The sequence below is a fragment of the Mesorhizobium sp. M1B.F.Ca.ET.045.04.1.1 genome (assembly GCF_003952465.1).
Classification (GTDB): Bacteria; Pseudomonadota; Alphaproteobacteria; order Rhizobiales; family Rhizobiaceae; genus Mesorhizobium; species Mesorhizobium shonense.
The window spans coordinates 3,549,586-3,576,180 of record NZ_CP034448.1; the positions used below are offsets into that span (position 1 = coordinate 3,549,586).

28 protein-coding genes are annotated in these 26,595 nt (G+C 62.5%); 4 read left to right on the forward strand and 24 right to left on the reverse strand.

The genetic code is table 11. The features are described from left to right. Positions 1-68 precede the first annotated feature (68 nt). Genes ccoP through ccoN form a run of 4 tightly spaced genes read right to left on the reverse strand, consistent with a single transcriptional unit; the run spans position 69 to position 3,449 of the window. Entirely contained in the window at positions 69-932 is an 864-nt protein-coding gene (gene ccoP, locus EJ071_RS17365) for a cytochrome-c oxidase, cbb3-type subunit III (RefSeq protein ID WP_126098939.1), read from the reverse strand. 2 nt (positions 933-934) lie between these two features. Beyond that, positions 935-1,084: a cbb3-type cytochrome c oxidase subunit 3 gene (locus EJ071_RS17370; protein WP_126098940.1), complete on the reverse strand. Its 150-nt coding sequence runs from the start codon at positions 1,082-1,084 to the stop codon at positions 935-937. Positions 1,085-1,096: 12 nt separating this feature from the next. Further along, positions 1,097-1,828: a cytochrome-c oxidase, cbb3-type subunit II gene (ccoO, locus tag EJ071_RS17375; protein WP_126098941.1), complete on the reverse strand. Its 732-nt coding sequence runs from the start codon at positions 1,826-1,828 to the stop codon at positions 1,097-1,099. A gap of 10 nt (positions 1,829-1,838) precedes the next feature. Then, the gene (ccoN, locus tag EJ071_RS17380) at positions 1,839-3,449 is read right to left on the reverse strand and encodes a cytochrome-c oxidase, cbb3-type subunit I (protein ID WP_126098942.1); all 1,611 of its coding nucleotides are present in this window, start codon (positions 3,447-3,449) and stop codon (positions 1,839-1,841) included. Between the two features lie 144 nt (positions 3,450-3,593). Between ccoN and EJ071_RS17385 the strand changes: the two genes are divergently transcribed. Further along, complete coding sequence (locus EJ071_RS17385) at positions 3,594-4,094, forward strand: hemerythrin domain-containing protein (protein WP_348628151.1); 501 nt, start codon at positions 3,594-3,596, stop codon at positions 4,092-4,094. A gap of 3 nt (positions 4,095-4,097) precedes the next feature. On the opposite strand, the gene EJ071_RS17390 is transcribed toward EJ071_RS17385, so the two are convergent. Continuing rightward, positions 4,098-4,823, reverse strand: coding sequence for a Crp/Fnr family transcriptional regulator (locus EJ071_RS17390; RefSeq protein ID WP_126102624.1), 726 nt, complete (start codon positions 4,821-4,823; stop codon positions 4,098-4,100). A 130-nt stretch (positions 4,824-4,953) separates the two neighbouring features. On the opposite strand from EJ071_RS17390, the gene hemN reads away from it, so the two are divergent. Further along, positions 4,954-6,315 (forward strand): oxygen-independent coproporphyrinogen III oxidase, encoded by a 1,362-nt coding sequence (hemN, locus tag EJ071_RS17395; protein ID WP_126098943.1) that lies wholly within the window; start codon positions 4,954-4,956, stop codon positions 6,313-6,315. Positions 6,316-6,534: 219 nt separating this feature from the next. Here hemN and EJ071_RS17400 read toward each other — a convergent pair whose 3' ends face one another. The 6 genes from EJ071_RS17400 to EJ071_RS17430 form a co-directional block, all read right to left on the reverse strand. Further along, positions 6,535-6,966 carry a potassium channel family protein gene (locus EJ071_RS17400; RefSeq protein WP_126098944.1) on the reverse strand — a complete coding sequence of 144 codons (432 nt, stop codon included), beginning with the start codon at positions 6,964-6,966 and terminating at the stop codon, positions 6,535-6,537. Between the two features lie 77 nt (positions 6,967-7,043). Then, on the reverse strand, positions 7,044-7,493 hold the full coding sequence (locus tag EJ071_RS17405; RefSeq protein ID WP_126098945.1) for a group III truncated hemoglobin: 450 nt from the start codon (positions 7,491-7,493) through the stop codon (positions 7,044-7,046). 125 nt (positions 7,494-7,618) lie between these two features. Next, complete coding sequence (locus EJ071_RS17415) at positions 7,619-8,482, reverse strand: SUMF1/EgtB/PvdO family nonheme iron enzyme (RefSeq protein WP_126098947.1); 864 nt, start codon at positions 8,480-8,482, stop codon at positions 7,619-7,621. 71 nt (positions 8,483-8,553) lie between these two features. Beyond that, a complete protein-coding gene (gene nirK, locus EJ071_RS17420) occupies positions 8,554-9,657 on the reverse strand; it encodes a copper-containing nitrite reductase (RefSeq protein ID WP_126098948.1) in 1,104 nt (367 codons plus the stop codon). A 259-nt stretch (positions 9,658-9,916) separates the two neighbouring features. After that, positions 9,917-10,363 carry a pseudoazurin gene (locus tag EJ071_RS17425; protein ID WP_126098949.1) on the reverse strand — a complete coding sequence of 149 codons (447 nt, stop codon included), beginning with the start codon at positions 10,361-10,363 and terminating at the stop codon, positions 9,917-9,919. Positions 10,364-10,525: 162 nt separating this feature from the next. After that, a complete protein-coding gene (locus tag EJ071_RS17430; protein WP_126102625.1) occupies positions 10,526-11,725 on the reverse strand; it encodes an NnrS family protein in 1,200 nt (399 codons plus the stop codon). 206 nt (positions 11,726-11,931) lie between these two features. Here EJ071_RS17430 and EJ071_RS17435 point away from each other — a divergent pair, with 206 nt between their 5' ends. Continuing rightward, the gene (locus EJ071_RS17435) at positions 11,932-12,636 is read left to right on the forward strand and encodes a Crp/Fnr family transcriptional regulator (protein WP_126098950.1); all 705 of its coding nucleotides are present in this window, start codon (positions 11,932-11,934) and stop codon (positions 12,634-12,636) included. Here EJ071_RS17435 and EJ071_RS17440 read toward each other — a convergent pair. Then, the gene (locus EJ071_RS17440; RefSeq protein WP_126098951.1) at positions 12,633-12,848 is read right to left on the reverse strand and encodes a DUF1858 domain-containing protein; all 216 of its coding nucleotides are present in this window, start codon (positions 12,846-12,848) and stop codon (positions 12,633-12,635) included. The two genes, EJ071_RS17435 and EJ071_RS17440, sit on opposite strands and share 4 nt — an antisense overlap. A gap of 252 nt (positions 12,849-13,100) precedes the next feature. Here EJ071_RS17440 and EJ071_RS17445 point away from each other — a divergent pair, with 252 nt between their 5' ends. Continuing rightward, positions 13,101-13,727 (forward strand): acetate/propionate family kinase, encoded by a 627-nt coding sequence (locus tag EJ071_RS17445; protein ID WP_126102626.1) that lies wholly within the window; start codon positions 13,101-13,103, stop codon positions 13,725-13,727. Here EJ071_RS17445 and EJ071_RS17450 read toward each other — a convergent pair. From EJ071_RS17450 to EJ071_RS17505, 12 genes are all read right to left on the reverse strand, one after another. After that, positions 13,651-14,166, reverse strand: coding sequence for a GNAT family N-acetyltransferase (locus EJ071_RS17450; protein WP_126098952.1), 516 nt, complete (start codon positions 14,164-14,166; stop codon positions 13,651-13,653). The genes EJ071_RS17445 and EJ071_RS17450 overlap by 77 nt on opposite strands. Before the next feature lie 46 nt (positions 14,167-14,212). Further along, positions 14,213-14,860: a helix-turn-helix domain-containing protein gene (locus EJ071_RS17455; protein WP_126098953.1), complete on the reverse strand. Its 648-nt coding sequence runs from the start codon at positions 14,858-14,860 to the stop codon at positions 14,213-14,215. 671 nt (positions 14,861-15,531) lie between these two features. Then, on the reverse strand, positions 15,532-16,443 hold the full coding sequence (locus tag EJ071_RS17460; RefSeq protein WP_126098954.1) for an ABC transporter permease: 912 nt from the start codon (positions 16,441-16,443) through the stop codon (positions 15,532-15,534). Next, positions 16,440-17,540 (reverse strand): ABC transporter permease, encoded by a 1,101-nt coding sequence (locus EJ071_RS17465; RefSeq protein WP_126098955.1) that lies wholly within the window; start codon positions 17,538-17,540, stop codon positions 16,440-16,442. The genes EJ071_RS17460 and EJ071_RS17465 overlap by 4 nt, the downstream gene beginning before the upstream one ends. Then, positions 17,537-19,060 carry an ABC transporter ATP-binding protein gene (locus EJ071_RS17470; RefSeq protein WP_126098956.1) on the reverse strand — a complete coding sequence of 508 codons (1,524 nt, stop codon included), beginning with the start codon at positions 19,058-19,060 and terminating at the stop codon, positions 17,537-17,539. Before EJ071_RS17470 ends, EJ071_RS17465 begins: the two co-directional genes overlap by 4 nt. A 3-nt stretch (positions 19,061-19,063) precedes the next feature. Beyond that, positions 19,064-20,158, reverse strand: coding sequence for a BMP family ABC transporter substrate-binding protein (locus tag EJ071_RS17475; protein WP_189521549.1), 1,095 nt, complete (start codon positions 20,156-20,158; stop codon positions 19,064-19,066). A gap of 33 nt (positions 20,159-20,191) precedes the next feature. Further along, complete coding sequence (locus EJ071_RS17480; RefSeq protein WP_126098958.1) at positions 20,192-21,571, reverse strand: amidohydrolase; 1,380 nt, start codon at positions 21,569-21,571, stop codon at positions 20,192-20,194. A gap of 1 nt (position 21,572) precedes the next feature. Next, positions 21,573-22,226, reverse strand: coding sequence for a glutathione S-transferase family protein (locus EJ071_RS17485; RefSeq protein ID WP_126098959.1), 654 nt, complete (start codon positions 22,224-22,226; stop codon positions 21,573-21,575). Then, a complete protein-coding gene (locus EJ071_RS17490; RefSeq protein WP_126098960.1) occupies positions 22,223-23,068 on the reverse strand; it encodes an aromatic ring-hydroxylating dioxygenase subunit alpha in 846 nt (281 codons plus the stop codon). The genes EJ071_RS17485 and EJ071_RS17490 overlap by 4 nt, the downstream gene beginning before the upstream one ends. Then, positions 23,065-23,715: a Rieske (2Fe-2S) protein gene (locus EJ071_RS17495; RefSeq protein ID WP_126098961.1), complete on the reverse strand. Its 651-nt coding sequence runs from the start codon at positions 23,713-23,715 to the stop codon at positions 23,065-23,067. The genes EJ071_RS17490 and EJ071_RS17495 overlap by 4 nt, the downstream gene beginning before the upstream one ends. Positions 23,716-23,875: 160 nt before the next feature. After that, positions 23,876-24,145 (reverse strand): acylphosphatase, encoded by a 270-nt coding sequence (locus EJ071_RS17500; protein WP_126098962.1) that lies wholly within the window; start codon positions 24,143-24,145, stop codon positions 23,876-23,878. A 326-nt stretch (positions 24,146-24,471) separates the two neighbouring features. After that, on the reverse strand, positions 24,472-26,403 hold the full coding sequence (locus EJ071_RS17505; RefSeq protein WP_126098963.1) for an adenylate/guanylate cyclase domain-containing protein: 1,932 nt from the start codon (positions 26,401-26,403) through the stop codon (positions 24,472-24,474). Between the last annotated feature and the right edge of the window lie 192 nt (positions 26,404-26,595).

The following is a 26,595-nucleotide window of genomic DNA, read 5'->3' on the forward strand; positions in this document are numbered from 1 at the left end:
CAAGTCGAGGCCCGGCACGGCCGGGCCTCGTCGCTTGAACGGCCGAGGGCCGAGAACAGGCCCCGCTCCTATTCTCCACCGCCAAGCGAATGGACATAGACAGCCAGTTCCTTGACCGTCGTCTCGCCGAGGCGCCCGGCCCAAGCAGGCATCACTCCGCTCTTCGGGGCTCGGACCTGTGAAGCAATGGCGGCTTCGCCAGACCCGTAGAGCCAGATCGCGTCTGTCAGGTTGGGGGCTCCAACGTCCCTGTTGCCCATTGCGTTCTCGCCATGACAGGCGACGCAATTGTCCGCGAAGACCTTGGCGCCGGGCTCGATCAGGCTCTTGTCCTTCACTGGTCCCGACAGGCTGGCAACGAAAGCACTCACCTGGGCGACCTGCTCGGGCTGGAGCACGTCGGCGAAGGCAGGCATCTCCGACTGGCGGGTATCGGCGTCCGTGGCGAACCGGATGCCGTGCGTTATCGTCTGCTGGATTTGCTCCGTCTTGCCGCCCCAGAGCCAATCGTCATCGTTGAGGTTGGGAAACCCTTGCGACCCTTGCGCGCCGGATCCGTGGCATTGCACGCAATTGACCTTGAACGCCGCGCCGCCGGCCGCGACGGCAAACTCGCGCAGCGCATCGTCGCCGGCGATTTCGGAAACACTCTTGGATTCTATTGACGCGACATATTTGGCCTTGGCGGTTTCCGCGGCAGCCAATTCGTTCTTGACGTCGTTGCGGCTGGAAAAGCCCAGAACGCCGCTGGTGGCCGAACTCAGCATCGGCCAGGCAGGGTAGGCGATCGTGTAGGCGAGCGCCCATGCTATGGTGACGTAGAAGGTGATCACCCACCAGCGCGGCAGGGGATTGTTGAGCTCCTTGATCCCATCCCATTCGTGGCCGGTCGTCGTGACGCCCGAGATTTCGTCGATATGCTCGTCGCTCATGATCAATCGTCCTTGAGTGGGATCCGTGCGGCCTGGTCGGCATGTGTCCTGCCGCCGGGGCGAAACGCGAAGGCCACGCAGCCGACGAAGAACAGGGCCATGGCGAGCAGCCCCCAACTGTCCGCGAACTCGCGCATCAGGTTGTAGTCCATCGATTGTCCTCCTCAGCGATAGCCGGCAGCTTCGTCATAGGTCTTGAAATCGACCAGCGTGCCGAGCATCTGCAGATAGGCGACCAGCGCATCCATCTCGGTGACCTGTTGGGGGTTGCCGTCGAAGTCGCCGACCTTGGCCTTTGGGTAACGGCTTTCCAGTCCGGACGTGTCGGCGTTGGGATCGGCCTGCGCCATCAAGTCTGCGTTGGCGTGAGAGATCATGTCGTCGGAATAGGGCACGCCCACCCGCCGGTTGGCGATCAGATGCGTCGAGAAATCCTTCACCTCGATCGGCGTGTCTTTCAGGAACGTGTAGCTCGGCATGATCGACTCCGGCACCACGGAGCGCGGGTCGGCAAGATGCTGAACGTGCCAGCCGTTGGAGTAGCGGTCGCCGACGCGCGCGAGATCGGGGCCCGTGCGCTTGGACCCCCATTGGAATGGATGGTCGTACATCGACTCGGCCGCCAGGCTGTAATGGCCATAGCGCTCCACCTCGTCGCGGAACGGCCTGATCATCTGGCTGTGGCAGAGGTAGCATCCCTCGCGCACATAGATGTTGCGTCCGGCGAGTTCGAGCGGCGAGTAGGGGCGCATGCCCTCGACCTTCTCGATCGTGTTGTCGAGATAGAAGAGCGGTGCGATCTCGACGATGCCGCCGATGGTCACGACCAGCAGGGACCCGACGAGAAGGAGCGTCGCGTTCCGCTCGATGAGCGCGTGTTTGTCCATCAAACCCATGTCTGGCTCCTTATTGGGCGGGCTGCAGGGCGGGCGCGGAACCCGACGAGGACTGTTCCTCGCGCTGGTAGCCGAGAATGGTCATGGCGACGTTCCAGGCCATGATCAGCATGCCGGCGAGGTACATGGCACCGCCCGCGGCGCGCATGATGTAGTAGGGGTGCATGGCGGCGACGGTTTCGGCGAAGGAGTAGACGAGGAATCCCTGCTCGTCGTACTCGCGCCACATGAGCCCTTGCATGATGCCCGAGACCCACATCACTGCCGCGTAGACGACGATGCCAAGCGTCGCCAGCCAGAAGTGCCAAGTAACGAGCCGCAGCGAATAGAGCCGTTGGCGGTTCCAAAGCTTCGGCACCATGTAGTAGATCGCGCCGAAGGTGATCAGGCCGACCCAGCCGAGCGCGCCCGAATGGACATGGCCGATGGTCCAGTCGGTGTAGTGCGAGAGCGAGTTGACCGTCTTGATCGACATCATCGGGCCCTCGAAGGTGGACATGCCGTAGAAGGCGATGGCCGCGACCATCATCCGGACGATCGGATCCGTGCGGATCTTGTCCCAGGCACCCGAAAGCGTCATGAGGCCGTTGATCATGCCGCCCCAGGAAGGCATCCACAGCATCACCGAGAACACCATGCCGAGCGTCTGCGCCCAGTCGGGCAGGGCGGTGTAGTGAAGGTGATGGGGGCCCGCCCAGATGTACAGGAAGATCAGCGCCCAGAAGTGGATGATCGACAGACGGTAGGAGTAGACCGGCCGGTTCACCTGCTTCGGCACGAAATAGTACATCATGCCGAGGAAGCCAGCCGTGAGGAAGAAGCCCACGGCGTTGTGCCCATACCACCACTGCGTCAGCGCATCCTGAACGCCTGAGAAGGCGGAGTAACTCTTCGAGCCGAGGAACGAGGCGGGCATCGACAGGTTGTTGACCACATGCAGCATCGCGATGGTCACGATGAAGGAGAGGTAGAACCAGTTGGCGACGTAGATATGCGGTTCCTTGCGCTTCAGAATGGTGCCAAGGAAAAGGATCAGGTAAGCGACCCAGACGATCGTCAGCCAGAGATCGACATACCATTCCGGCTCGGCATATTCGCGGCTCTCGGTGATGCCCAGCAGATAGCCCGTTGCGGCCATGACGATGAAAAGCTGATACCCCCAGAAGACGAACCAGGCGAGACTGCCGCCAAAAAGCCGCGCCCGGCACGTGCGCTGAACGACATAGAGCGATGTGCAAATCAGTGCGTTGCCGCCAAAGGCAAAGACGACGCCGGAGGTATGAAGGGGACGCAGCCGGCCGAAATTGAACCAGGGCTGGATATCGAGATCCGGATAGGCAAGCTGGAGCGCGATGACGACGCCGACCAGCATGCCGACGACCCCCCAGAATACCGTTGCGATGGCTCCGTAGCGGATCGGGCCATCCATGTAGGCGGAGGGGTCGATCGGAGCTGCTGGCTTGAAATCCGTGTTGCGCAGCAGGATCGCGGTGAAGCCGGCGACCGCGAAGAACAGAACCCACATATGCTGGCGAAAAGGTTCATCTGCGCCAAAGCCCGCAGCCACAAGGGCCGCAAAGGCAAACAGGCTTAGAAGGACGATCTCCGTGCCAAATCTCATCGCAAGTCCCCGATCTCGAAATTCCGGCGGATGCCGACCCGCGCATGAATTCCGCAACCGGAGACTATTGGCCTTGATCTAGGTCAAAGCCGCGTCGTTTCGCTTTCGGCAGCGTCGGCTTCCGGAAATGACCAGGAGGCAATCATGAAGAAAGGACCGCTTCAAAAGGCGTTCCTTAATTCTCAGTCGGCGAGCCAGTCGGGTCACCCGGCGTTGTCGGGCGAAATGATGAAGCGCGCGCATCGTGAAAAGCTCGGGCTTTGCGACGCGCTGGAGAAGTTGGCCGATCAATTGCCGAACGTGGACCGCCTGCAATGCCTCAACCTGGCCAACTCAATCGTTCCATTGATGCGCGATGTTCATCGATATGAGGAGACGGTTGTCTTCCCCGCCTACGAAGCGGCCCTGACCTTGGTTAAGGCCAATCTGTCTTCCGTCACCAGGCTTCGCGCCGAGCATATCGAGGACGAATGCTTTGCCGGCGAGGTCACGGAGGCGCTGCTGGCGATCGGTCATGGCGAAGGAACGGAAAATGCCGAGGCGGTCGGGTTCATGCTGCGCGGCTTCTTCGAGAGCCCTGCGCCGCCACATCGCCTTCGAGCGCGAGCATCTCCTGCCGCGGATCGGGATAGACGAATAGGGTAGGGCCTAGTCGCCGCAGCGTTGTTCCAGGCGGCTTAAATCCACTGTCACGTTCCGGTTGTTCTCGATCCGGATCACGTCACTCGCGCGCAGCCTGGTCAACTGGCGGCTCACCGTCTCGATCGTCAGTCCGAGAAAGTCGGCGATGTCGGCGCGGGTCAAGGGCAGTTCGAAGCTTGCCGACTTGGCTGCCGGGTCGGTAGCCGGGTCGATATTCCTGGCGATCATCAGAAGGAAGCTCGCGACCTTTTCGGACGCCGTCTTGCGTCCCAGCGCCAGCATCCATTCACGCGCCTCGTCGAGCTCGTTCAGCGTTTGCTTGAGCAGGCGATGTTCGAGCCCCGGTGAAAGCTTCATCATTCTTTCGATGACGCTCCTTGGGAACGAGCACAGCGACACTTCCGTCGCCGCCTCGGCGCTGATCGCGCTTTCGGACTTGAACGGCCTTCCCAGGAAGTCCGGGGCGAACTGGAGGCCGACAATCTGCTGTCGGCCGTCCGAAAGGCTCTTCGTCAGTTTGACCACCCCGGAGAGCACGTTCGAATAACGTTCCACGACTTCCGCATCGCCCGTCAGCTCAGCCCCCGGTGAAACGCCGCGCCTGGATGAGGTCTTGGACAGTTCGATCAACTGGTCGGGTTCAAGCGCGCCGCAAAGTCCGCGGTGCCGCGCTTCACAGGACTGGCAAAGCACAGGGATGCCGGCGCTGTGAATGTCCTGTCGAATGGTCATCGCATAGCCCAAGGTCTACGAAGCCGGCAGCCTATCACTTCTGCATCGCGGTATTGTTGCGTCCTTTTGTCCATTGGTAGGCATTGATTGAAATCAAGGCGTCGACAGCTCGGTCCGCTAGCTTGCCGCCATGCAACAGAGATCGTCGAAAGCCTTGGCCAACAGCCTGGCCGAGAACGTGCCGCGCTATACGAGCTATCCGACGGCACCACACTTTCACCCAGGCCTCGACGCGATCGTCGTTCGCGGCTGGATGGACACGCTTGAGGGCGATGACGAGATATCGCTGTATCTGCACATCCCCTATTGCGACAGGCTGTGCTGGTTCTGCGCCTGCCATACCAAGCAGACACGCCACTATGCGCCAGTGGCTACATTTCTGCGCTCGCTGCATAGGGAAATCGAGACTGTCGGCGGCCTCGTGGGCGGCCGGGGCATGGTCCGCGCCGTCCATTTCGGCGGCGGCTCCCCGACGATGCTCAGGCCAGACGACATCCTGGCGCTCGGGAAAGCATTGCGCGATCGTTTCGACTTTCTCGACGATGCCAGTCTCAGCGTCGAGATCGACCCGAACGACATGGACGAAGGCCGGCTCGATGCCTTCGCCGCGATCGGCATGACCAGGGCGAGCCTCGGCGTCCAGGACTTCGATCCCAAAGTGCAGAAGGCGATCAACCGCGAGCAGAGCTTTGCGCTGACCAAAAGCATTGTCGATGCGGTGCGCGCGCGGGGTGTCACTTCCGTCAACCTGGACCTGCTGTACGGCCTGCCGCATCAGACCTTGGAGAGCGTTGCGGCGACCGTCGCCCAGGCGCTGACGCTGACGCCGGACAGGCTGGCCCTGTTCGGCTACGCGCATGTGCCGTGGTTCAAGAAGCATCAGACGATGATCGACGAAGCCTGGCTGCCCGATTCCGCCGCACGCTTGGCGCAGTCACAGCTTGCCGCGCGGTTGATTGTCGATGCCGGGTACGAGGCGTTGGGACTGGACCATTTCGCGAAGCCACAGGACTCGCTGGCGGTCGCCGCGCACGGCGGCAAGATCCGCCGCAATTTCCAGGGCTATACCGAGGACCAGTGCGAAACCCTGATTGGTCTAGGTCCCTCCTCGATAAGTCGATATCGGCAGGGCTACGCCCAGAACATCGTCGCGACCGGTGAATATGAAAGGGCCGTGGACTCCGGACAACTGGCGATAGCCCGCGGGATCAAACTCAGCGTCGATGATCAGGCGCGAGGCTGGGTCATCGAGCGCCTGATGTGCCAATTCGCTTTCTCGGCGGTGGACCTGGTCGACCGCTTTGGAGCTGTCGGCCAAAAGCTGCTCTGCGAGGCGAGCCGCCTGGCTATCAGCAGCCAGGGCGAGCTTCTCCGGCTCGAAGGCGAAAACTTCGTCGTGCCGGAGGAAAGCCGTCCGCTGGTCAGAACGGTGGCGGCGAAATTTGACAAATATCTCAGGAATGGAAGCGCCAGGCATTCGGTGGCCGTTTGAGCGAGTCTTTGTTTTATGCATGTCGTTCGCCCAAAACCGCTGCGCACTTTTGGGCGACATGCATTAAGGCGTGTTGATATTCTGGTGATGCCGACCTGCAAATGCCGGTTTCCTGCGCTTCCGGTGCTCACGTACTTCAAGTACGCTCCGCTCCGGTTCTCGGAAACCACCATTTTCGGCTCGGCCTGACCTGAATCTCAACACGCCCTAGGCCGCGGATCAAAAATGCTCGCCGATCCTGAATGGGCCGACACGGGTGCCGGCCGCGATCAGATAGGCGGTCGACCAGCCGATCAGCAGAAACCCATTGATGCCCTCCAGAGCCGCCAGCACGCGCCAGCCATGGGCCGGCACCACGTCTCCATAGCCGACCGTCGAAAACGTGATGGTGGAGAAGTAAAGCGCCGTCTCGAAGTCGTTCAGGATCCCGAGCAGCGTGTACATTCCCGCCCATAGCCAGACTTCCGCCGTCATGACCGTAAAGAGGCCCATCACGACCGTGATCATTGCGATGACCCGGCTGCGGTGGCCGTGCATGCGGAAGAGCGCCACAAGGCGCGCCATCGCATGAGTGATGGCGATAAGTCCGAAAGTGTGGATCAGCACCGTCAGGCTGATGACGATCGTGCCGACGAAAAGATTGAGGATCATTCGACGACACTACGGCCCGAAGCACCGTATTCCTTGCGCAAGATCAAACCTGCCGGTCCGGCTACTCTGCTGGCGCCTTACCGGCCGCGCGCGGGCGCGGCACGATCAAGGCGAAAGAACATAGCGAGCTTCAGGCTCGCGGCTATGCGTTCCGCCCGCTCGACGAACACCGCAGCGGTTTCGGGCGCGAACAGCTCTGCCGCCGTCTCGCGGAAGAGAGCCAACCAGATCTCGAAGTCGACTTCGGTGACATCCTCGAGCTTCAGGTGTGCCGGCACCGGGCGTCCCTGATAGTCGCCGCTCTTCAAGATGACGGAACACCAGAAGTCGGTCATCTTCTCCAGGTGGGGCTCCCAATCGCCAACGATTTCACGGGCGAAAATCGGGCCGAGCCGCTCATCTTTTCTCACCCTGGAGTAGAATTTGCGGACCAGTGCCCCTATCGATGCCCGATCGACGCCGGGACGCGCCAAAGGCTGTTCGGGGGCAGGGCGAACGCTGCCAAGCAGGACGGACTTCGAGGTCATTCATATTCCTTGTTCTCTAGAGCGTTTCAGCGTTTCACGGAAACGCCGAACCGCTCTATCTCTTTGTTTTTACGCAATTCCGGACGGAAAACCGTTACGCACTTTCCTGGAATTGCTCTAGGCAATCAGGTCAAGCCCAGGCGACGAAGGGCCTGCACGAAGCTGCCGCGATCGCGAACAAGGCGGAAGCCCAGATTGTCGGGCGGCGTGCCGACCGCGCAACCGCCGCTTTTGCCGTCGCGGATGAAGTTCGACATGTAAGTGCGGTGAAAACCCTCCACAACATGCACGCCGCAATTGCTGATCGAGCTGGCAATGCCACCGCTGGATATCGTCGCGTGCGCATAGCATGTCGATGTCCACTCCCAGACATTGCCGGCAGTGTCCGCAATGCCCTTTGAGTTGAGGCCAAAGGACCCGCGCGGCCGCGGCTCGGGATCTGGTTTGCGCCCGAGCGCTACTTCGTTGCGATACTGCGTGAGCCATCGCCTCGCCGGATCGGCAGGGTCGCCTTCGCCGCCTTCTATGTCGGCCCGGAACCTCTCGCCCGCGGCGTAGGCCCATTCCACATCGGTCGGTAGCCGCCACGTTTCACCCGTTCGCGCCGACAGCCAGTTCGCATAGGCTTGCGCGTCGATGAAGCTGACGCCTGTCACAGGGAGGTCACCGACAAGGCGCGGGTCGGCGGGCTTGCAGGCGCCCTCCGCAACGCAACGCTCATAGTCCAATGCGCTCACCTGGAACTTCATGATTTGCAGCGGCGCATCGATGGTCTCCTTCAAGACGGGCGCCGGCGCGGGATGGTCGTCCTTGAGGAATTCGCCGGGCTGCGGGTGATTGAATGAGCCAGGTGTCAGAACCACCAGTTCGCTGACCGCAGCCGGACTGCCGGCATGCGGAGAGATGCCATCGATCGCGTGGCTGACGCCCAGTCCGATGAGGGCGGCAGCCGCGATTGTTCCGAATGTGAAGACAGGGTCGAAAGACATGCCGAAGACTCCGCCTGCCAATGCAGCTCGCCCGCGGTAATGGTGGGTTGCACGGCGATTGTCCTTCCCATTTATGAAGCTATCGCCTTTGGTGGCTCGACCTGCATCATCAGATCGTCGTCCCAGCTTCCGTCGACCATGAAATGCGCGGTCGCACCGAGCTCGACTGCCTCGATCAGGTTGTGGTTCACGTAGGCGTAAATTCCCGGCTGCCGGAACGTGTAGAGCGCAGCACCCGCCGATCCGCCGCGGATAAACCAGGTCTCCATATCCTTGGCAGGCGGGTTCGCGAACTTGCCGCCTTCCCAGACGAAGTCGCCGTGGCCGCCGATCAGATGCGGACGAGTATCGCGGTTGGCCTGGGAATGGACGATCAGCACCGTTTCGCCGACCTTTGCCTTCATGGCGTTTTCGCCGGTCAGCGATCCGGCCTTGCCGTTGAACACGACATGCGTCGGGATCAGGCCGCGCATTACCTTCACGGTATCGTCGTAGTTGTCGCCGGCCGTTTCGTACTTCTTGAACTTTCCCTGCTCGTCGCGCGGGATGTAGAAATCGTTCTCGCCGATATAGTAGATGCGGTCGTAGCGGACCGGCTTGCCCTTCTCGTCCTTCAGGCCGTCACGCGGCAGCACCATCACCGCTCCGCTCATCCCCGACACGACGTGCCAGGGGATCATCGCTCCGCCGGGCGCGCAATGGTAGACGAACGTGCCCGGCCGCGTTGCCTTGAAGCGCAGCGTCACCTGCTCGCCCGGATTGATCAGCGTCAGCCCGCCGCCGCCGAGCGCGCCGGTCGCGGCATGGAAGTCGATATTGTGGGCGAGCGTGTTGGTGTCGGGATTGATCAGCGTGAGCTCGAGATAGTCGCCTTCATGCACGACCATGAGCGGGCCCGGAATGGAGCCGTTGTAGGTCATGGCGTTGAGCTGCGTGCCGTCGGCGTCGATGACCACCGGCTTCTCTTCGATCGTCATGGCGAACTCGACCACCTTGGGGCCGCCCTTGGCCACCTGGTCTTGAGAGTGCACGAAAGGCGGCGCGACCAGAGTCACCTTCTCGCGCGGCAGTCCGGCCACATCCTTCGCGGCCGCCATCACCGGCGCGGAGCCAATGGTGGCGATGGCGGCGGCGGTAAGAACAGAACCCAGCAAAGCTTCGCGTCTCGTAAGCATTTTCATCTCCTCGACTTCAACGGTTTCGATGAAGGCAGGATAGTGTCTTTGTACGGAGCGTCTTTGCGTTTGCGCAAATCTGGACCAATGAATTTTGACTTTGGCAGGGATTTGCCGAAGTCACTTGCGTCCCGACAATCAAGATTGCGGCGGTGGCCAAATCGCGAAATTGAAAATGGCCGGACAGACCTCTCCCGTGGTCTGTCCGGCCAGTGCCTCCAGCCCGCCATTGCCGGAGGCAGCCTCGCATGCTGTCGGATCAGTTCGAAGCGGTCTTGGTCGCTTCAGCGAAGAGCTCGGCGAAGACTGGCTTTGCCTTGCCGATCTGCTTGACGGCTTCCGCCGCTTCAAGGTTGACAGGCTTGCCGACGAGGATCAGGGCCACCATGCCCATGCCGTAATGGGGAGCGCACTTCACGCCATAGACGCCCTCTTTGGTAAGGGTCACCGTGATCTCCTCGCTCGGCTTGCCCTTGAAGGCTTCGGCGCCCTCCGGGATCATTCCCTTGATGATCTCGGCATTGTGACTCTTGTCGGTCGGCACGAACTTGATGGTGTCGCCGGGTGCGGCCCGGACGAAGTCGGGCTGGAAGACCATCGCGCCCTTCTCGCCCTTGTTCAGCATCTGGACGACATGTTCTTCGGCATTTGCAGCGCCGACACTTGAGAGCAAGGCGATCGCCGCGGCAATCAGGGGCAGTTTCATTGGAGAGTTCCTTTCTCTGTTTCATCACGGCATCGACCGTTGCGTCCTTGTAGATCGTCGGGCGACCTCGCGATTTGCGCTGGCGCAAATTGTTCGACGAATACGCGGCGAGAAGATCGAGCGACGGCCAGGCCTCGCCCGCCTGTTCCTCAAGCATGTTCCTCAAGAAGGATTCATGGCGCGTGCGCGCAGGCGAGGGCGCATGAGAAACCCGCCAAACAACACCGCATAGCCGGCGAAAGCGGCAATCCAGAACGCCGCCGACATGTGGAGGAGAATTGCCTCGGCAGGCGCGACAGCGGCGGCCACGCGCAGAAGGGCGGCAATGAGGATCGCAACGAAAACCGCGCATGTTCCGGCACTTGCCTTCAACTCACGGCCTGTGTGGCCGAGGGTGGCCCGCGCCATGACGGCAAGGGTCATGCAGGCAATCGCTCCCACGGCAAACGTATGAATACCGGCAACCGGGGGGATCCTTCCTGGAGCGAAGGCGGCCAGTCCGGCAAGCAGCAGGCCAAGCGGAACAAAGGCGAATGCAAGGTGCAGGATCAATACCAACGGGTCGGACAGCGTGCGGTCGCCGGCCCAGCGGGCAAGTCGAACAGCGTTGAAGACCGCGGCGACGACCAGCAACACGCCGGTTGCAATGGTGTCGGGGAAAAAGCTCCAGGCAGCGAGGCCGACAGCGGACAGCGCGATCGTTCCGACATCGAACCTGCCGAACGGCGTCGGGAGCCGGCCCGGCCTGTCGCGAACCAGCCAATTGCGGGTGAAGCTCGGAATTATGCGCCCGCCGATGACCATGATGAGGACGACAACCGCTCCCAAGCCCAGGCGCCGGCTGATGTCGGAGACACCCTGGTAATGCGCTTCGGCGTGAAACAGGACATTCGCGGCAAAAAGAGTTGCTACCGGCAGCAGCACCTTGAGGTTGCGCCAGTTTCGCCCGGCGATGATTTCCGTCGCGGCGGCCACGACCACCGCGAGAAGAAAACAGCAGTCTAGGGCTGCGGCCAGGAGCCATCCCGTTTCCGCCGAAAAGAACACGGCGACACGCCCCGCGATCCAGAGCAGCACGAGCGCCAGCAGGCGAAAATCCTGAACGGGAAGTCGGCCGGTCCAATTCGGAATTGCAGTCAGCAGGAAACCGGTCACGACAGCCGGCAGGTAGCCGAAAAGCAATTCATGAATATGCCAGTCCACAGGCAGGAAGGTGCTGAAGGTTTCGAGCTTGCCGTAATAGAGGGGCAGCCACAAAAGCATCGCGGACGCGGCTTGCAGCGAGCCTAGCAGAAAAAAGGGCCGGAACCCGTAGGAGAGAATTGCCGGATAGGCGCTTGGCCGCGTCCGTGGAATTGCCATGACATGCCTCATCAAAAAACAGGCAAGGCGCCTGCCGGCCACTTCTATCCCGGCCCTGAAGGATGGAATTTGCCTCAGCGCAAACAAGCGAATGATTGCCGGGCCGCAGCGACAAGAGGCTTCACTTGTCGACGGGCGGTCGTCCGTGACACAGTCGGGCAGGGGTCCGAGCGCGTTGCGCCGTTGAAGTTGGGGAGGAAAGGCGGTTGGCGAGCCTTGATCGATCATTGATTGCCGGGCTGTCCCTCTTCGAGGGGATCGCTGCCGCGGATCTCGATCGCATAATCGGGCAAGCGAGGTCCATTCGGATCGCCAAGGATCAGCCGGTGTTCGAGCAGGAGCAGGAGGCGCATTCCTTTTTCCTGCTGCTCGACGGCCATGTGCGCGTGGTGAAATCGACCGCGGATGGGCACGAGGTGACCGTGCGATACATCAGCCCGGGCGAGTTGATGGGGATCGCCAGTGCGCTTGGTCGGACGACCTATCCGGCAAACGCCATCGCGGCTGTCGACTGCGTGGTGCTTGCCTGGCCAAGCCAGCTCTGGTCCACATTCGCGGCGAGCTTTCCGAGCTTCAGCGCCAATACCTACAAGGCGGTGGGGAGCAGGCTGCAGGATGCGCATGCGCGCGTCATCGAGATGTCCACCGAACAGGTGGAGCAGCGCGTCGCGCATGCGCTGCTCAAGCTTATCAAGCAGTCGGGGAAAAAGACCGAGGAAGGGATTCTGATCGACTTCCCGATTTCACGCCAGGACGTCGCGGAAATGACGGGCACCACGCTTCATACGGTAAGCCGGCTGCTTTCCGCCTGGGAGGACCAGGGGCTCGTCAAGAGCGGACGGCAAAGGGTGGTCGTGGTCGAGCCGCATCGGCTGCTTGTCATCGCCGAAGGCCGCGCGACCAAGAGCTAGCCCGCTCCACCGGCGTCGATAGCCGCCTGCAGGTCACGGCGAAGCTGGTCCTCGTCGAGATCATGCTCGCGCGCCGCTTCGGAAACGGTGTGAAAGGAAGCGATCGGGCAGCCGACGCAGAGCATTCCATGCTGGAGCACGACGCGGATTGCCGCCGGCGTCTCGCGCATGATCCCGTCCATCGTCGTATCGTCGTTCAATTTGCGTTTCATGCCGATTGTCCGCATTTGCAAACAGACTTCCTGCCTGAGCTTTCCGACCTGTTCGTTGCTCTGAAGCAAAGACGCGCTCTCTTGCTCCTCAACGAGGCCGCATCCTGACGTGCGTTTTGGAGGCGCCTTCTCCTGGTCTGGTGTTTGCGATGGATCAAAGCCCGCTCATTCCTCGCCGGTTAGAGCGATGGCGGCCGATCTTGACACCGACCGGTCGTGAACAATCTCGGCAGTGGAGCGAGCTTGTGCGCCATGATGGCAGGGGCAAGCACGGCCACCACCATGGGGTTTTCGACGCTCGACGGTCTTCTCATGAGCACGCGTTGCGGCGCCATCGATCCCGGCGTGATCCTGCATCTCCTGCAGGACCGGAAGCTGTCGCCCGATCAATTGACCGAATTGCTTTACGAGCGTTCCGGCTTGCTGGGGATATCCGGCATTTCCGGCGATATGCAGACGCTGCTTGCCTCGAAAGATGCCGCGGCACGTCGTGCCATCGATCTCTTCGTCTACCGTATCGGGCGTGAGATCGGATCGCTCGCAGCCGCGCTTGGAGGGCTCGACACACTCGTGTTCACCGCGGGCATCAGCGAGCATGCGCCTCAAATCCGTCAAAGGATCTGCGAGGCCGCCGCATGGCTTGTTATCGATGACGGTTTGAATCGCGGCGGCGAAGCGTTGGTCAGCGCCCCGAATTCCCGCGTCGGGGTTCTTGTCATTCCTGCCGACGAGGAACGTGCGGTGGCTATGGAACTCCTCACCTCGAAACGGTCTGATCTGCCCCGTGGCAGGATATTGGGACTTAGCCCGGTGGCTTGGCACCGAGTTTCCGCCGAACCAGGACGAGCGTCGGGTCATCGGGATCCGTTGCGACGGTGAAGCCCATGTCGCGCTCGAGCTCGATAGCCGCGCGATTTTCGCGGCTCTCGATCGACTCGATCGTCTCGATACCCTGCTCATCGGCGTATCGCGCGATATAGGCGAGAAACTCCCAGCCGACGCCGAGATGCTTGCGATCCTCGCGAATGCAGATGGCGACCTCGCCACACCGGTCGGCTGGATCGGCGGCAAGCGTCGCCACCGCTATCAGCATTCCCTCGGTCGAGAAGGCCAGGAAATTATGGATATGCGGATCATCTGAGCGGGTCATCGCCACCAGCCGCTCATGCGAAACTTGCCGCACGGCTCCCAGGAAGCGGAAGCGCAGATCCTCCGGCGTCACATGGGTGAAGAATTCGGCGACGAGTGGCTCGTCATCAGGACCTGCACGGCGCGCTTCGAAGCGAAATCCGGTGTGAGTTGTAAGCGTGCTTTTCATTGCCGTCCCTTCCTAGATCGATGCAGGGGCGATTGGCCCAATGGTTTCATTCCCCCATCGCCAGCAGGGTTTCCCGCTTGAGGATTTCGATGCTACGCAGGCTGAGCAGGCGGATCACGGCTTTCTCCTTGAGGCGGGTGAGGACCCGCGAGACGGTTTCGATGGTGAGGCCGAGATAGTCGCCGATGTCGTTCCGCGACATAGGTAATTCCACCTGCCGCAGCCCGCCCTGACGCTCAGACATTTCGATCAGGAATGCCGCAACGCGCTCGATGGCGTTCTGACGGCCAAGCACGAGAAGATGTTCCTGCGCACGGGTCAGGCCCTTGAGGGCAAGGGGCAGGAGCTGCCGGGACACGTCCATGCCTGAGGGAGCGCGAAAGACCCGCACGCCGGTTGCGTTGATCGCTTCGGCGAAGAAATGGTGAGTGGCGTCTGCTTCGAAACCGAAAGTTTCTCCCGCCAGATGGAACGCACTGATCTGCCTGCGACCGTCGGCAAGCAGGCGGTAGATGCGGACGGCGCCGAATTCGACCTGATAGAGAGCGCCCGCCTTCTCGCCTTGGGCATAGATCTCCGCGCCTGCAGGGAAGAAGCTGACCGGCTGCACCGGCGCACCCTCGAAGACGAGAGCGGAGGCATGGTGCGGGATATGCTGCGGCAGTTCGATCTGGGCATTCGCTTGAGCATACATGGCTGTCTTCCCCGTTGATCCGTGACAACAGCAATCGCGCGAATCCGGGAATTCCGAAATTCGGTTATGTCCCTAGGGGAAACTACCTAGAGCAGCACAATTTGGTGCTGCGATATCTCATCGGGCGCGCGTGGTTGAACGTGATCCATGCCCGCGCGAGCTGGCTGGGCGATTTTCAGTCAGAACAAAGCATCATGCCCGGCCTCGTCCAGTGAAACTTCCAAAAGAGGGAGCTATCACCCTAAGCAGGGTTCAATTGCGCATAGTACGGCGCTTCAAATCACTCTTCGTTTCGGTCATCGGGCTCGCCAGACCATACGAGAGAATACGAAGGAAATGGGTTGGCGAACCAGCCGCTAACGTATTGATTTCCTGTAGAAAACGTTGCCCATCGGCGATTAGCAATCGGCGTTGGTGCGTTGCGTTCATCGTTTTTGAAGCCGGCACCTCTGCCGGCCTCCCAGCCGCCACCATCGTGAAGTAGCAGGAATTGATGTGACGTCGGACGAAGGCGGTGTCGGTCAGGCTGGCATTGCCGGCAGGATTGGCCCGGGATCAGCTCGGCATTTTAAGGCATGGTCTTGAGGATTGCGCGCAGCCCTTCATGCCCCAGGGACGGTGCGATCTGCGCTCAGATGTCGCGTTATTGCGCGCGGGGGCGGCGAGCGACACTATTGTTCGAAAGGCTCTCCCAGCGAAGCCACGCCGTTGAGCTTGAGCAGACGCCGGTTCGAAGAAATGATGCCCAGCACGACGATTGTCACGAGAAAAGGTAGGCTCGATAGAAGTTGCGAGGAAACGTCGAGCCCAGTTGTCTGGGCTGCGAGGCTTGCGAGGGACACGGCGCCGAAGAGGCAAGCACCGAGGAAGATACGGCTGGTAAGCCAAGTGCCGAAGACCACGAGCGCGATCGCGATCCAGCCGCGCCCGGCGATCATGCCATCGGCCCAGAGCGGAGTGTAGACCACGGCCGCGTAGGCACCGGCGAAACCCGCCAACGCGCCGCCGAAAGCGACCGCGGCGAAACGCACGGCGATTACCGGATAGCCGAGCGCCCGGGCCGCCTTGGGATTCTCGCCGACGGCGCGCACGACAAGGCCGGTCTTGGTGTAGGCGAATATCGCCCAGATGGCGACGGTCGCAGCAAGCGAGAGCCACACCACGACGTCCTCGACGAAGAGGCCGCCCATGACCGGGATATCTGAAAGCCAGGGCAATGAAAGCTTCGGTAGGCCTTTGACCGTGAGGCTCTCATAGCTCTTGCCGAACAGTGCCGAGAGGCCCTGGCCGAGTATGCCGATGGCGAGACCCACCGCGACCTGGTTGGCGCGGAACCCCAGCGCAATGACGGCAAAGACAAGGGAAAGAGCCGTGCTGGCGAGGCCCGCGGCGACGAAACCCAGGAGGTGACCGCCGCCGTGATAGACGATGATGAAGGCGATGACCGCCCCCAGGGCCATCAGTCCCTCCACGCCGAGATTGAGGACGCCGGCCCGCTCGGCCACCATTTCCCCAAGCGCCGCCAAAAGGAACGGCGTGGCCGCCGCCAGCATTCCGGCAACGATGAACTCGAGAGCATTCATGGAGCGCTTCCGTGAGCGGCATGGCGCCATTCGAGCCGGTAGCGGACGAAGGCGATGGCGACGAGATAGGCGAGCAGCAGGCTGCCCTGGAAAACCCGGACCGCGGCGACTGGCAGGTTTGCCGAGACCATGGCGTTGTCGCCACCGATATAGAGGGCCGCCATGAGCAGCGCGGAAAAAACTATGCCTATCGGGTGAAGGCCACCGAGATAGGCCACGATGATGGCCGCATAGCCGTAGCCGGTCGAGATGGAGCGCTGCAACTGGCCGAGCGGCCCGGCCACCTCGGCCGCCCCGGCGAGGCCTGCCGCGAAGCCGCCGATGAGGAGGGAAAGCCAGATCGCGCGTCCTTCGTTGAAGCCGGCGTATCCGGCCGCGCGCGGCGCGAGGCCGCCGACCTGCAGCTTGTAGCCGGCGAAACTCCTCTGCATGAAGACCCAGGCCGAGAGGGAGAACGCGAAGGCGACAAGCAGCGAGACGTTGACGCGGGTGCCGGGGATCAGGATCGGCACCATCGCGTCGTACTGGAACATCACCGACTGCGGGAAGTTGAAGCCGGCCGGGTCCTTCCAGGGACCGAGAAGCAGATAGTTGAGTACCTGCGCGGCAACGAGCGCCAGCATGAGCGAAACGAGAATCTCGTTTGCGTTGAGCCGCACGCGCCAGAACGCGGTGAGCGAGGCCCAAAGCGCGCCGCCCAGTGCGCCGAGGACGAGCATGGCGGGCCAAATCCACTGGCCCGTCGCCTGCGGGAGCCAAATGGGAATGGCCGATGCGAAGATCGCGCCGAGGATGAACTGGCCCTCGGCGCCGATGTTGAAGACCTTTGCGCGAAAGCCGATGGCAAGCCCCTGCGCGATCAGCAGCAGCGGCCCCATCTTCAGCAGGACTTCCGAGAAGGAGGCCCAGGACAGGAAGGGTTCCAGAAGCATCGCGTGGAAAACGGCGACCGGATCGCGGCCCATCAGGAGATAGAGCCCGAGATTGAGCAGCGTAGCCAGACCGAGCGCGGTGGGCGGGGCGACCAGCTTGATTGCAAGCGAGGCGTGTTCCCGGCGAACCAGTACGGGAAGGAACGGCCGGGACAGAGCGCTCATGCGGGGACCTTTTCGGCCGTCGATTGCGCACCGATCATGTAGCGGCCGACCTCCTCGGGTTTGGTGTCGCGCGTCACCAGCGGCGGGCTCAGCCGGCCCTGATGGATCACCTGGATCGAATCGCAGAGCTCGAACAGTTCCTCCAGTTCCTCCGAGATGACCAGGATGGCCATGCCTTCGTTGCGCAGCGCGACAAGGCGCCGGCGGATGGCGGATGCGGCGCCGATGTCCACGCCCCAGGTGGGCTGCGCCACGAACAGCAATTTCGGGGACAGCATGATCTCGCGGCCTACGATGAACTTCTGCAGATTGCCTCCCGAAAGCGCCCCGGCCTCCGTTTCGGAACCCGGCGTGCGCACGTCGTATTGCCGGATGCAGTCGTCGGCGAAAGCCTTCGCGCGGGCCGTGTCGACGAGGCCGCGTTTCAAGAGGCCGGAGGGATGGGCGGTCAGGAGGCTGTTGAGGACGAGCGACATTTCGGGCACCGCGCCGCGGCCCAGCCGTTCCTCCGGAACGAAGGCGAAGCCCAGCCGCCGGCGGGCAGCCGCATCGAGTGGGCCGACGTCCCTTCCCATCATGAAGATACGCTGTGACTTTTCCCGCGGCAGCACCGTCTCGCCCGAGATCAGCGCCGCGAGCTCGCTCTGCCCGTTGCCCGATATGCCCGCGATACCGAGGATCTCGCCCGCCCGGACCGTCAGGCTGACGTCGGAAAGCGTCGCGGCGAAGGGATCGTCCGGCCGATGCTCTAGGCCGACGATTTCAAGGCGCTTTTCCCCGCCGGAATGCGCAAGCGCCGGCATGGGCTGCGGCATGTCGCGGCCGATCATCATGCGGGCGAGGTCGTGCGCGTCGTGGTTGCGGGGATCCACATGGCCCGTGATGCGCCCGCCGCGCAGGATGGTCGCGCGGTCGCAGACCGCGCGGATCTCCTCCAGCTTGTGCGAGATGAACAGAATCGACACGCCGCCGTCGCGCAGCCGCCGCAACGTCTCGAAAAGCTTGTCCACCGATTGCGGCGGCAGGACGGAGGTCGGTTCGTCGAGGATCAGGAGCTGCGGTCGGGTCATCAGGCAGCGGATGATTTCCACCCGCTGCCGCTCTCCGACCGAGAGCGCGTGCACGTGGGCAAGTGGATCGACCTCCAGGCCGAAGTCGCGGCCGAGCTTGCAGATGCCTTGCGCAAGATCCGATTTTTTCCCGGGCACGACCAGCCGGATGTTCTCCACCACCGTCAGCGTCTCGAACAACGAGAAATGCTGGAAGACCATGCCGATCCCCTTGCGTCTCGCATCCGCCGGGGACGCGAGCGCAAGGGGCTCTCCTTTCCAGCTCGCCGTTCCGGCGTCCGGCTGCTCGACGCCGTAGATCAGCTTCATCAGCGTCGATTTGCCCGCCCCGTTCTCTCCTAGGATCGCGTGGATCGAGCGCGGAGCCACGTCCAGATCGATGTCCCGATTGGCATGGATCTGGCCGTAGCTCTTGGAGATGCCGCGCAGCGACAGAAGCGGGGCGGTCATGGATTACTTGGGCAGTGGCGTGGTGACACCCTTGACGTGCCAGTCCATGGCGACGATCTCGGCCTCGGTCATTGTCTTGCCGGCGGGGACGCCTTCGCTGCCGTCGGCCTTGGCGATCGGACCGGCAAAGGGCGAGAAGCTGCCGTCGGCGATCTTGGCTTCAACCTCCTTGATCTTGGTCATGATGTCGGCCGGGATGCCCGGGTTCCAATCGACGACTTCGACGACCTTGTCGCCGACACCCAAGAAGGCGTTGGCTCCCTTGAAGGTACCGGCAAGGTGGGCATCGACCGAGGCTTTGAAGAAGGGCGACCAATCGGTCGCCACGCAGCCGAGATAAGTCTTGGGCGCGTATTTCTTCATCGACGAGTTGAGGTTGAAGGCGGGGATGCCGGCCTCCTCGCAGGCCGCTACGACGGAAGGCGTGTCCTGCGCGTTGGAGAAGATGACGTCGCATTTCTGCGCCAGCAGCGCCTTGGCGGCTTCCTGCTCCTTGGCCGGATCGAACCAGGAGTTCACCCATACGACCGAAACCTCGACATCGGGCTTCACCGCCTGCGCCCCCAGCGTGAAAGCGTTGATGGAGGTGATCAGCTCGGGAATGGCGAAGGCGGAGACCGAGCCGAGCTTGCCGGTCTTCGAACGCGCGGCCGCCGCCATGCCCATCAGGTAGGTGCCCTGGGAATATTGGGCAGCAAAGGGCGAGAAGTTCGGCGCCACCTGGAAACCGGAAGCGTGCAGCACGGTGACGTCGGGATTGCGGCGCGCGATCTGCAGGGCGCCGTTCTGGTAGCCGAAGGAACCGGCGATCAGGAACTTGTTCCCGTCGGCGACCGCCTTGTTCATGATGCGGTCGGCGTCGGGGCCTTCCTGAATGTTCTCGATAATGGTGACCTTCACCTTGTCGCCGTAGGCGGCCTTGACCGGCTCGAGCCCGTCGGCCAGCGCACGGCCCCAGCCGACGTCGCCGACCGGCGAGGGGACCACAAGCACGATGCCCAGCGGTTCGTCGGCGGCAAGCGCGCGGCTACCCACCGCGGCGACGAGCCCGGTAGCGGCAGCGCCCTTCATCAATCTTCTGCGGGTAAGATTTGTCAGCATGTCGGTTCCCCTTGCTTTTGGTTTTGGCTTCTAGAATTCCACGGTCGCGAGCGCCGCCTCGGCTTGCGCGAACAGCCTAGCCTCGTCGAGCCCCGGGAATTCTCCCTTGGCCCAGACGATGCGGCCGTTGATCATCGTCATGTCGGTCGGCGTGCCGATGCCCACCTTGGCCAGCAGGCTCAGCGGATCGTGCCGCGTGCCGACATAGTCCATGCGCCGCGTGTCGATGGCGAACAGGTCGGCGGCCATGCCGGGCGACAGCCTGCCGATGTCGCCGCGCCCGAGCAGCGCCGCGCCCCCGGTTGTCGCATAGCCGAGGAAATCGGCCGGCGGCGGAACCGGATGGTCACGTGTCGACGCCGACAGGCATTGCAGCATGTAGGCGGAATGGATGCAGTGCATCAGGTTGGAATTGTCGTTCGAGGCGGCGCCGTCGCAACCCAAGCCCACAATGAGCCCGAGGGCCGACATCGCCGGTATGTCGGTGATTTCGGCGCCGACGAGATAGACCGGCTCCGGGCAGTGCGCGACGCCGGTGCCGCTGGCGGCCATCTTGCCCAGCTCGTCGTGGGTCAGCTCCCAGCAATGGGCATAGAAGGCATCTGACCCGCAGAAGCCTATCTCCGCGCAATAGTCCACGGTGCGCAGGCCATGGCGGGCCTGCATGACCGGGCTTTCGCCCTCGCCGACATGGGTATGCATGCGCACCTTGCGGTCGCGCGCCAGCGCCACCGATTCCACGAATGTCTCGCGATAGCAGTTGACCGGCTGGCAGGGCGCGACGACGACCTGGCGCATGCCGAAGCGACCGGCATCATGGTAGGCGCCGATCAGCCGGGCGCAGTCGGCGATGAACTCGTCCGTCGTTTCCAGCATGGCGTCGGGGATGGTCGAGCCTTCCGATTTCGGCAGCGTGTTGCCGCCACGTCCGGCATGGAAGCGCATGCCGAGCAGTTCGGCCGCCTCGAACTGTCGGTCGATCAGCCTTTTGCCGGCATGCCGCGGAAAGCAGTACTGATGGTCGAACGCCGTCGTGCAGCCGTGCTTTATCAACTCCGCCATGGCCGTGACCGATGCGTGGTAGAAGCACTCCTCGGTCAGCCGCGAGAAGATGGGATAGATGCGGTCGAGCCATTCGATGACCGATAGCTTCGTCCAGTCCAGATCGGCGCGGTTGCGCACGAAGCACTGAAAGAAGTGGTGATGGGTGTTGACGAGGCCGGGATAGACGAACCAGCCGGCAGAATCCTGCGCGACGGTCCCGACAGGCAGCTCCCCCTTGTCGAGGCCTTCGCCGATGGCCCGTATCGCCGGGCCGTCGGTCAACACATCGACATTGCGACGGACGCGCGGACCGTTGCCATCGTCCACGATGACCGCAGCGCAGTTCTTCAACAGATAGCCCGCCACGTCAGGCCTCGCCTGGGACGGGCTCGGGTCTGAGCTCGTGCAGCCGGTGGATGCCGGGCATCTCGATGAAGCCGTCGAGACCGCGGATCGCCCGCGACCACAGCCGGATCACGGGATAGGGATCGAGCGAGACGCCGCCGTCCGGCGCCAGCGCCACATAGGGAAAGCAGGCGATGTCGGCGACACTCGGCCGGTCCGACGCGAGGAAGCGCTGGCCGCGGATATGCTGTTCGACGAGGCCGGCTTCCAGCTCCCGCAGGGCCGTTGTCCCCTGTCCCTGAAGGACATCGATATTGCCCGGACGCAGCAGCATCTCATGCAGGCGCGCCGCCCCCAGGCTGGCGGTCAGCCGATGCGAGAAGGAAAGCCATTGCTGGACGCGCGCCGCCTCTCCGGCCGTATCGTTGCCCAGCCATTGCGGTGCCGCCTTCGCGGCGAGGTAGACAAGCATGGCCGAGGATTCGGTCAGGATGAGGTCGCCATCCTCCAGGATCGGGATCGAACCCGCCGGGTTGAGCGCCATAAGTTCGGGACCGCGATGCTCGGCACCGGGATGGAAGTCGACGGGCCGGATGTCGAGCTTCACGCCGGCCAGCGCAGCCATCAGGCGCGCCTTGTAGCAGCTCGGCGACAGCACGTAGTCGTAGAGCTTCATTGCGCCACCAGTTGCGCGCCGTAGGTGTAGCCATGGCGTTTCAGCCAACGCCGGTAGGCAACCGACGTCAGGTCGGCTCGCGTGGGAATCTCCATGCCGGGATCGAGCGGCAGCAGCCCCGGAATCTGGTTTTCAAGGATCGACCGGTCCTGGACGAAGATCGTCTGCTGAAAATGGATCAGGTCCGTCATGGGCGTCTCGTCGTCGAACAGCGCCATCCATGGCCACACGTCGCACAGGTCTTCGGCAAGAGGCTGCACGAAAAGCGTGATGACGTCCCATTCGCCCGGGCGCGGCGGACAGGTCTTGTAAAGGATCGAGCAGGTCGGCGCAGGCACGCGATACATGTATTCCGTGGTTATGCCGCCTTCCGCCGACTTGGCGGCCTGCGGCTGGTAGAACTTAACCTGGGTCGCCCAAACCTCGTCCTCGTCCTCGCGGATCTCGACCTTGTAGTTCTGGACCTCCGTATGCGGTTCGGCCCCCAATATGTCGGTATGGACGAACGGAAAATGCGCAATGTCCAGGAAGTTCTCCACCGCGCGCAACGGCGAGCAGCGCACGCGCACCACTCCGACATCGACAAGCCGGCGGCCGGGCTGATCGGCCTCGTGGATCGCAAACAGCGCCTTCTGCGGATCACCGGGCGACGCCCAGACATGGCCATAGCGCACGCAGACCGGCAGGGCGCGTCCGTTGCCGCCGGTGACCTTGGCGTTTCCGTCGTCGCCGAGCCGCACCTCGATCGGTTCGCCCATGAGGGCCGTCTTGCGCCCCTGCGCATCGAGCTGGCTGGCGAGGCCGACCGGATACCATTCGTCGATCATTGCGCTGCGGGTCATTGGACGGCCCTGCCGCGCCGAATGCCCTCGGCCGCCCGTCGCAGCGTTTCGGCGGCCCGCGACGCGGCGATCCGCTCGGTCGGATTGGCGTCCTCGCCCACCAGAACATGCATGAGCGTCCGCGCTTCCCCTTCGGGGGCAAGCAGCAGCCGCAGCGTCCGGCCATCGTGGGTATGGTCGAGCAGGCCGTCGTTGGCCTTCGCGCCCGCGGCCGCCTCCAGCGCCGCGACGTCCGCCTCCACCATCATGGAGCGCAGCGGGGCAAGGCCGTCGAGCCGCGGCGGCAGGGCAGCGGCTTCGCCGACGGAAATCCATATGAGCCCGCCGCTGTCCTCGACCGCCTGGGTCGCGACGCGAATCGTCTCCGGCGGCGCCAGCCCCGGATGGGCCGGGATGCGCAGGCAGTTTCCCGCCCGGGCATAGCTCCAGCCGTGATAGATGCAGGACAGTGCCTCACCGCGCACGAAGCCATGGGAAAGCCGCATGCCGCGATGAGGGCATCTGTCGGCAAAGGCCGCCGTGCGGCCGGAGCGGCTGCGCCAAAGGGCAATCGGTCCGACTGGGGATAGCGCCGGCATCACGGTTCCCGCCGGCAAGTCTGCAGAGAGGGCAACTGGCATCCATGAGCCGGTCGGATAGGGTGGCATACGTCAACTTTCAAATGACATCAGCATCTTCCCGAGCACAGCTTCGCGGTCAAGGGATTTGCTAATAAGCCCGGTCACGTTTGCACAATATTTCCTCACTGACAATAATGCCTAAAAAAGGGGCATCCCGTCTCCCGGGCAGGGCAGCGAGCTTCAAACACTAGCTCGATTCGTTGTCGATCGGCGTCCGGCGAATGGTCTCGACCCAGACATCGATTGGTCCAAGGAAGCACCCCATCTCCATCATATCGATCAGTTCGGCCGGACCGGCGACGTCGAGCTCAATCCGATCGGGACCGGCAACGCATATGGCCTGCGCGAGCCCGAGCTTGGCGGCATGACGCTCGATCCACGGAAGGAAGGATGACGCCTCGACATCGCCGAGGATCGTCATGCGCTCCCGCCAGGAATATCGATTTTGCTCGCTCATAGAAAACCTCGGCAATGAAACAGATATATATCTATCTGCATTGTGCTCAATCGCTGAAGCACCTGACCAAGCGCCATAAACAGGCTGTGGTGTGGGGCTTGTGATCCCTCATGCGGCTTGCGTCGCTCGGCGGCGCAGCGTCACCGACCAGCGCGACACGGCCTTTCGGAATCGGATGTCATGACCCAAAGCCGTCTCGCAGTCCCGAGCGGGAAATGACTCTAAAAGCGCGTCGCGATGAAACGGATCCAGGCGACGCGCTTTAGGTCTTTGTTTTTATGCATGTCGTTTTCGCAAAACCGCTGCACACTTTTGCGCGACATGCGTTAACCTCCGGAAGGCCGCCCTTCGGTTCCGCTTCCTGATTGGCCTTCTGCCTTCGCCAAACTGACCTCCAGGCGCTCGATCAGCGCCCGATAACGCGGATGATCGCGCACAGGATTCATATCCACGTCCTGCGCCATCCAGTGCACTTGCTGCAATCCAAGCTGCGGCACGCAGTGCTCCAGCGTGTCGATCGCCTTTTCGATGGCGCCGATCGCCGCCAGGAAACACGCGACATTGTAGTGGCTGCTATAGTCCTCCGGGTCGATGGTGATCGCGCGCTCGGCCCACTGCACGGCGCGTTCGTCCAGGCCGAGATTGTGGAGGATGTAACAACCATAGGCATAGGCTGCCCCGTCGTCCGGATAGAGCTGCATGGCTTTCTCGATGCGGGTGAGCAACTCCCCTGAAAGCCTGTGGGCTTCCTCCTCGTCGCCCAGGGTCTTGCGGCAATCCCAGAGCATGCACATCGCACCATAGCTGTTGCGATCAACCTCCGCCGCCTTCTCGTAGGCGGCCGCGGCCTCTGCAAACTTGCGCTCCATGCGCAGCACATCGCCCAGGGTCCTGTGCGCCTCGTAGAGATCGGGATCGAGCGCGATTGCTCGCCGGCAGGCGGCGCCTGCGAGCTCGATTTGCTCCTTCTGGAAATGCGCCATCGCGTGGGCCACGTGAGCTTCCGCCAGCGTCGAGTCCAAAGCCAGCGCGCGCTGCGCCTCGGCGCTCAAGGTGATAAGGTTTGCGCTGGGATCTCCGGATCTCAGCAACATGCCTTCAGCTAGCGCCAGCCCGGCCCGCGCCAGCGCGTATTCGGGATCTATCTCGAGCGCCCGCTGGTAGAGGCGTCGGGCGGAAAGGTGATTGCGACGGCCCAGGCGCAAGAAATGCTGCCGTCCCATGAGGTAATACTGATAGGCTTCGACGTTCTCGGTCGTGCGCTTGCCGATGGCAGCATACTCGGCCGGCATCAGCCGGATCTTCAGGGCATCGACGATGGCCCGGGCGATCTCGTCTTGGAGCGCAAATATGTCGTTGAGATCACGGTCGTAGCGCTCGGCCCACACATGGTGCCCACTCATCCCGTCGATCAGCTGTGCGGTGATGCGAACGCGACTACCCGCCTTGCGTACGCTGCCTTCCAGCACATGCGAAACGCGCAATTGCCGCGCCGCTTCGCTGACATCCATCGACTTGCCTTTGAGGGTAAAGGTCGTGTTGCGCGCGGTGACTGCCAGCGCCCCGACCTTGCTGAGGTCCGTAATGATGTCCTCGGTGATGCCGTCGGAGAAATATTCCTGCTCCGGGTCACCGCTCATGTTGGTGAAAGGCAGCACGGCGATCGATGGTCGGTTGCGGAACGGAAGCGCATCATCCTTGGCCGACGGCACGGACGAGCTGGTGGGGGATTGCTCAATGGACATGACACGGTAAGCGCGCACCGGCTCCGCAATGTTGTGAACCCGTTGCTCGCCGATATCCGTATAGACGTATTCGAGTTTGCCTTTTACTTGATCGTAAATGGCGCGCCCGATGCAAACGCCACCAGGCTCCGCGAGCTTTTCAAGCCGTGCCGCGATGTTCACACCGTCTCCGTATATCGTGTCGTCTTCGACGATCACGTCGCCGAGGTTTACGCCCATACGGAACGCCATACGCCGGTTTTCGGGGAGCCCTTCGTTCTCGCCGCCCAGCTCGCGCTGCAGCTCGATCGCACACTGCACGGCGTTAACCGCGCTCCCAAACTCGATCAGCAGGCTGTCCCCGGCCGAGCCGACGATGCGTCCGTGGAACCGGGCGATTTTGGGCTCGAATACCTCAGCTCGGAGCCGCCTCAGCCGTCCCAGCGTTCCCGACTCGTCGGCCGCCATCAGCCGCGAGTAACCTGCCACGTCGGCAGCCAAGATCGCCGCAAGCCTGCGTTGCTCTTCTCGCAAGGAACGGACCTCCCGCCAGTTGGAACAATCTTAGCCTAAGAAACGGCGCGAGCGAGCCCTTGTTCGGATGCCTGGAATCCGAAATTGGCGTTAAGGAAGCATATCGGAGCGAAATTCGGCTGCGCGGCAGGTCGCAGAACCATACGGAACAATGCAGGAAGATTTCTGATACAAATCGCGAAATAATTAATG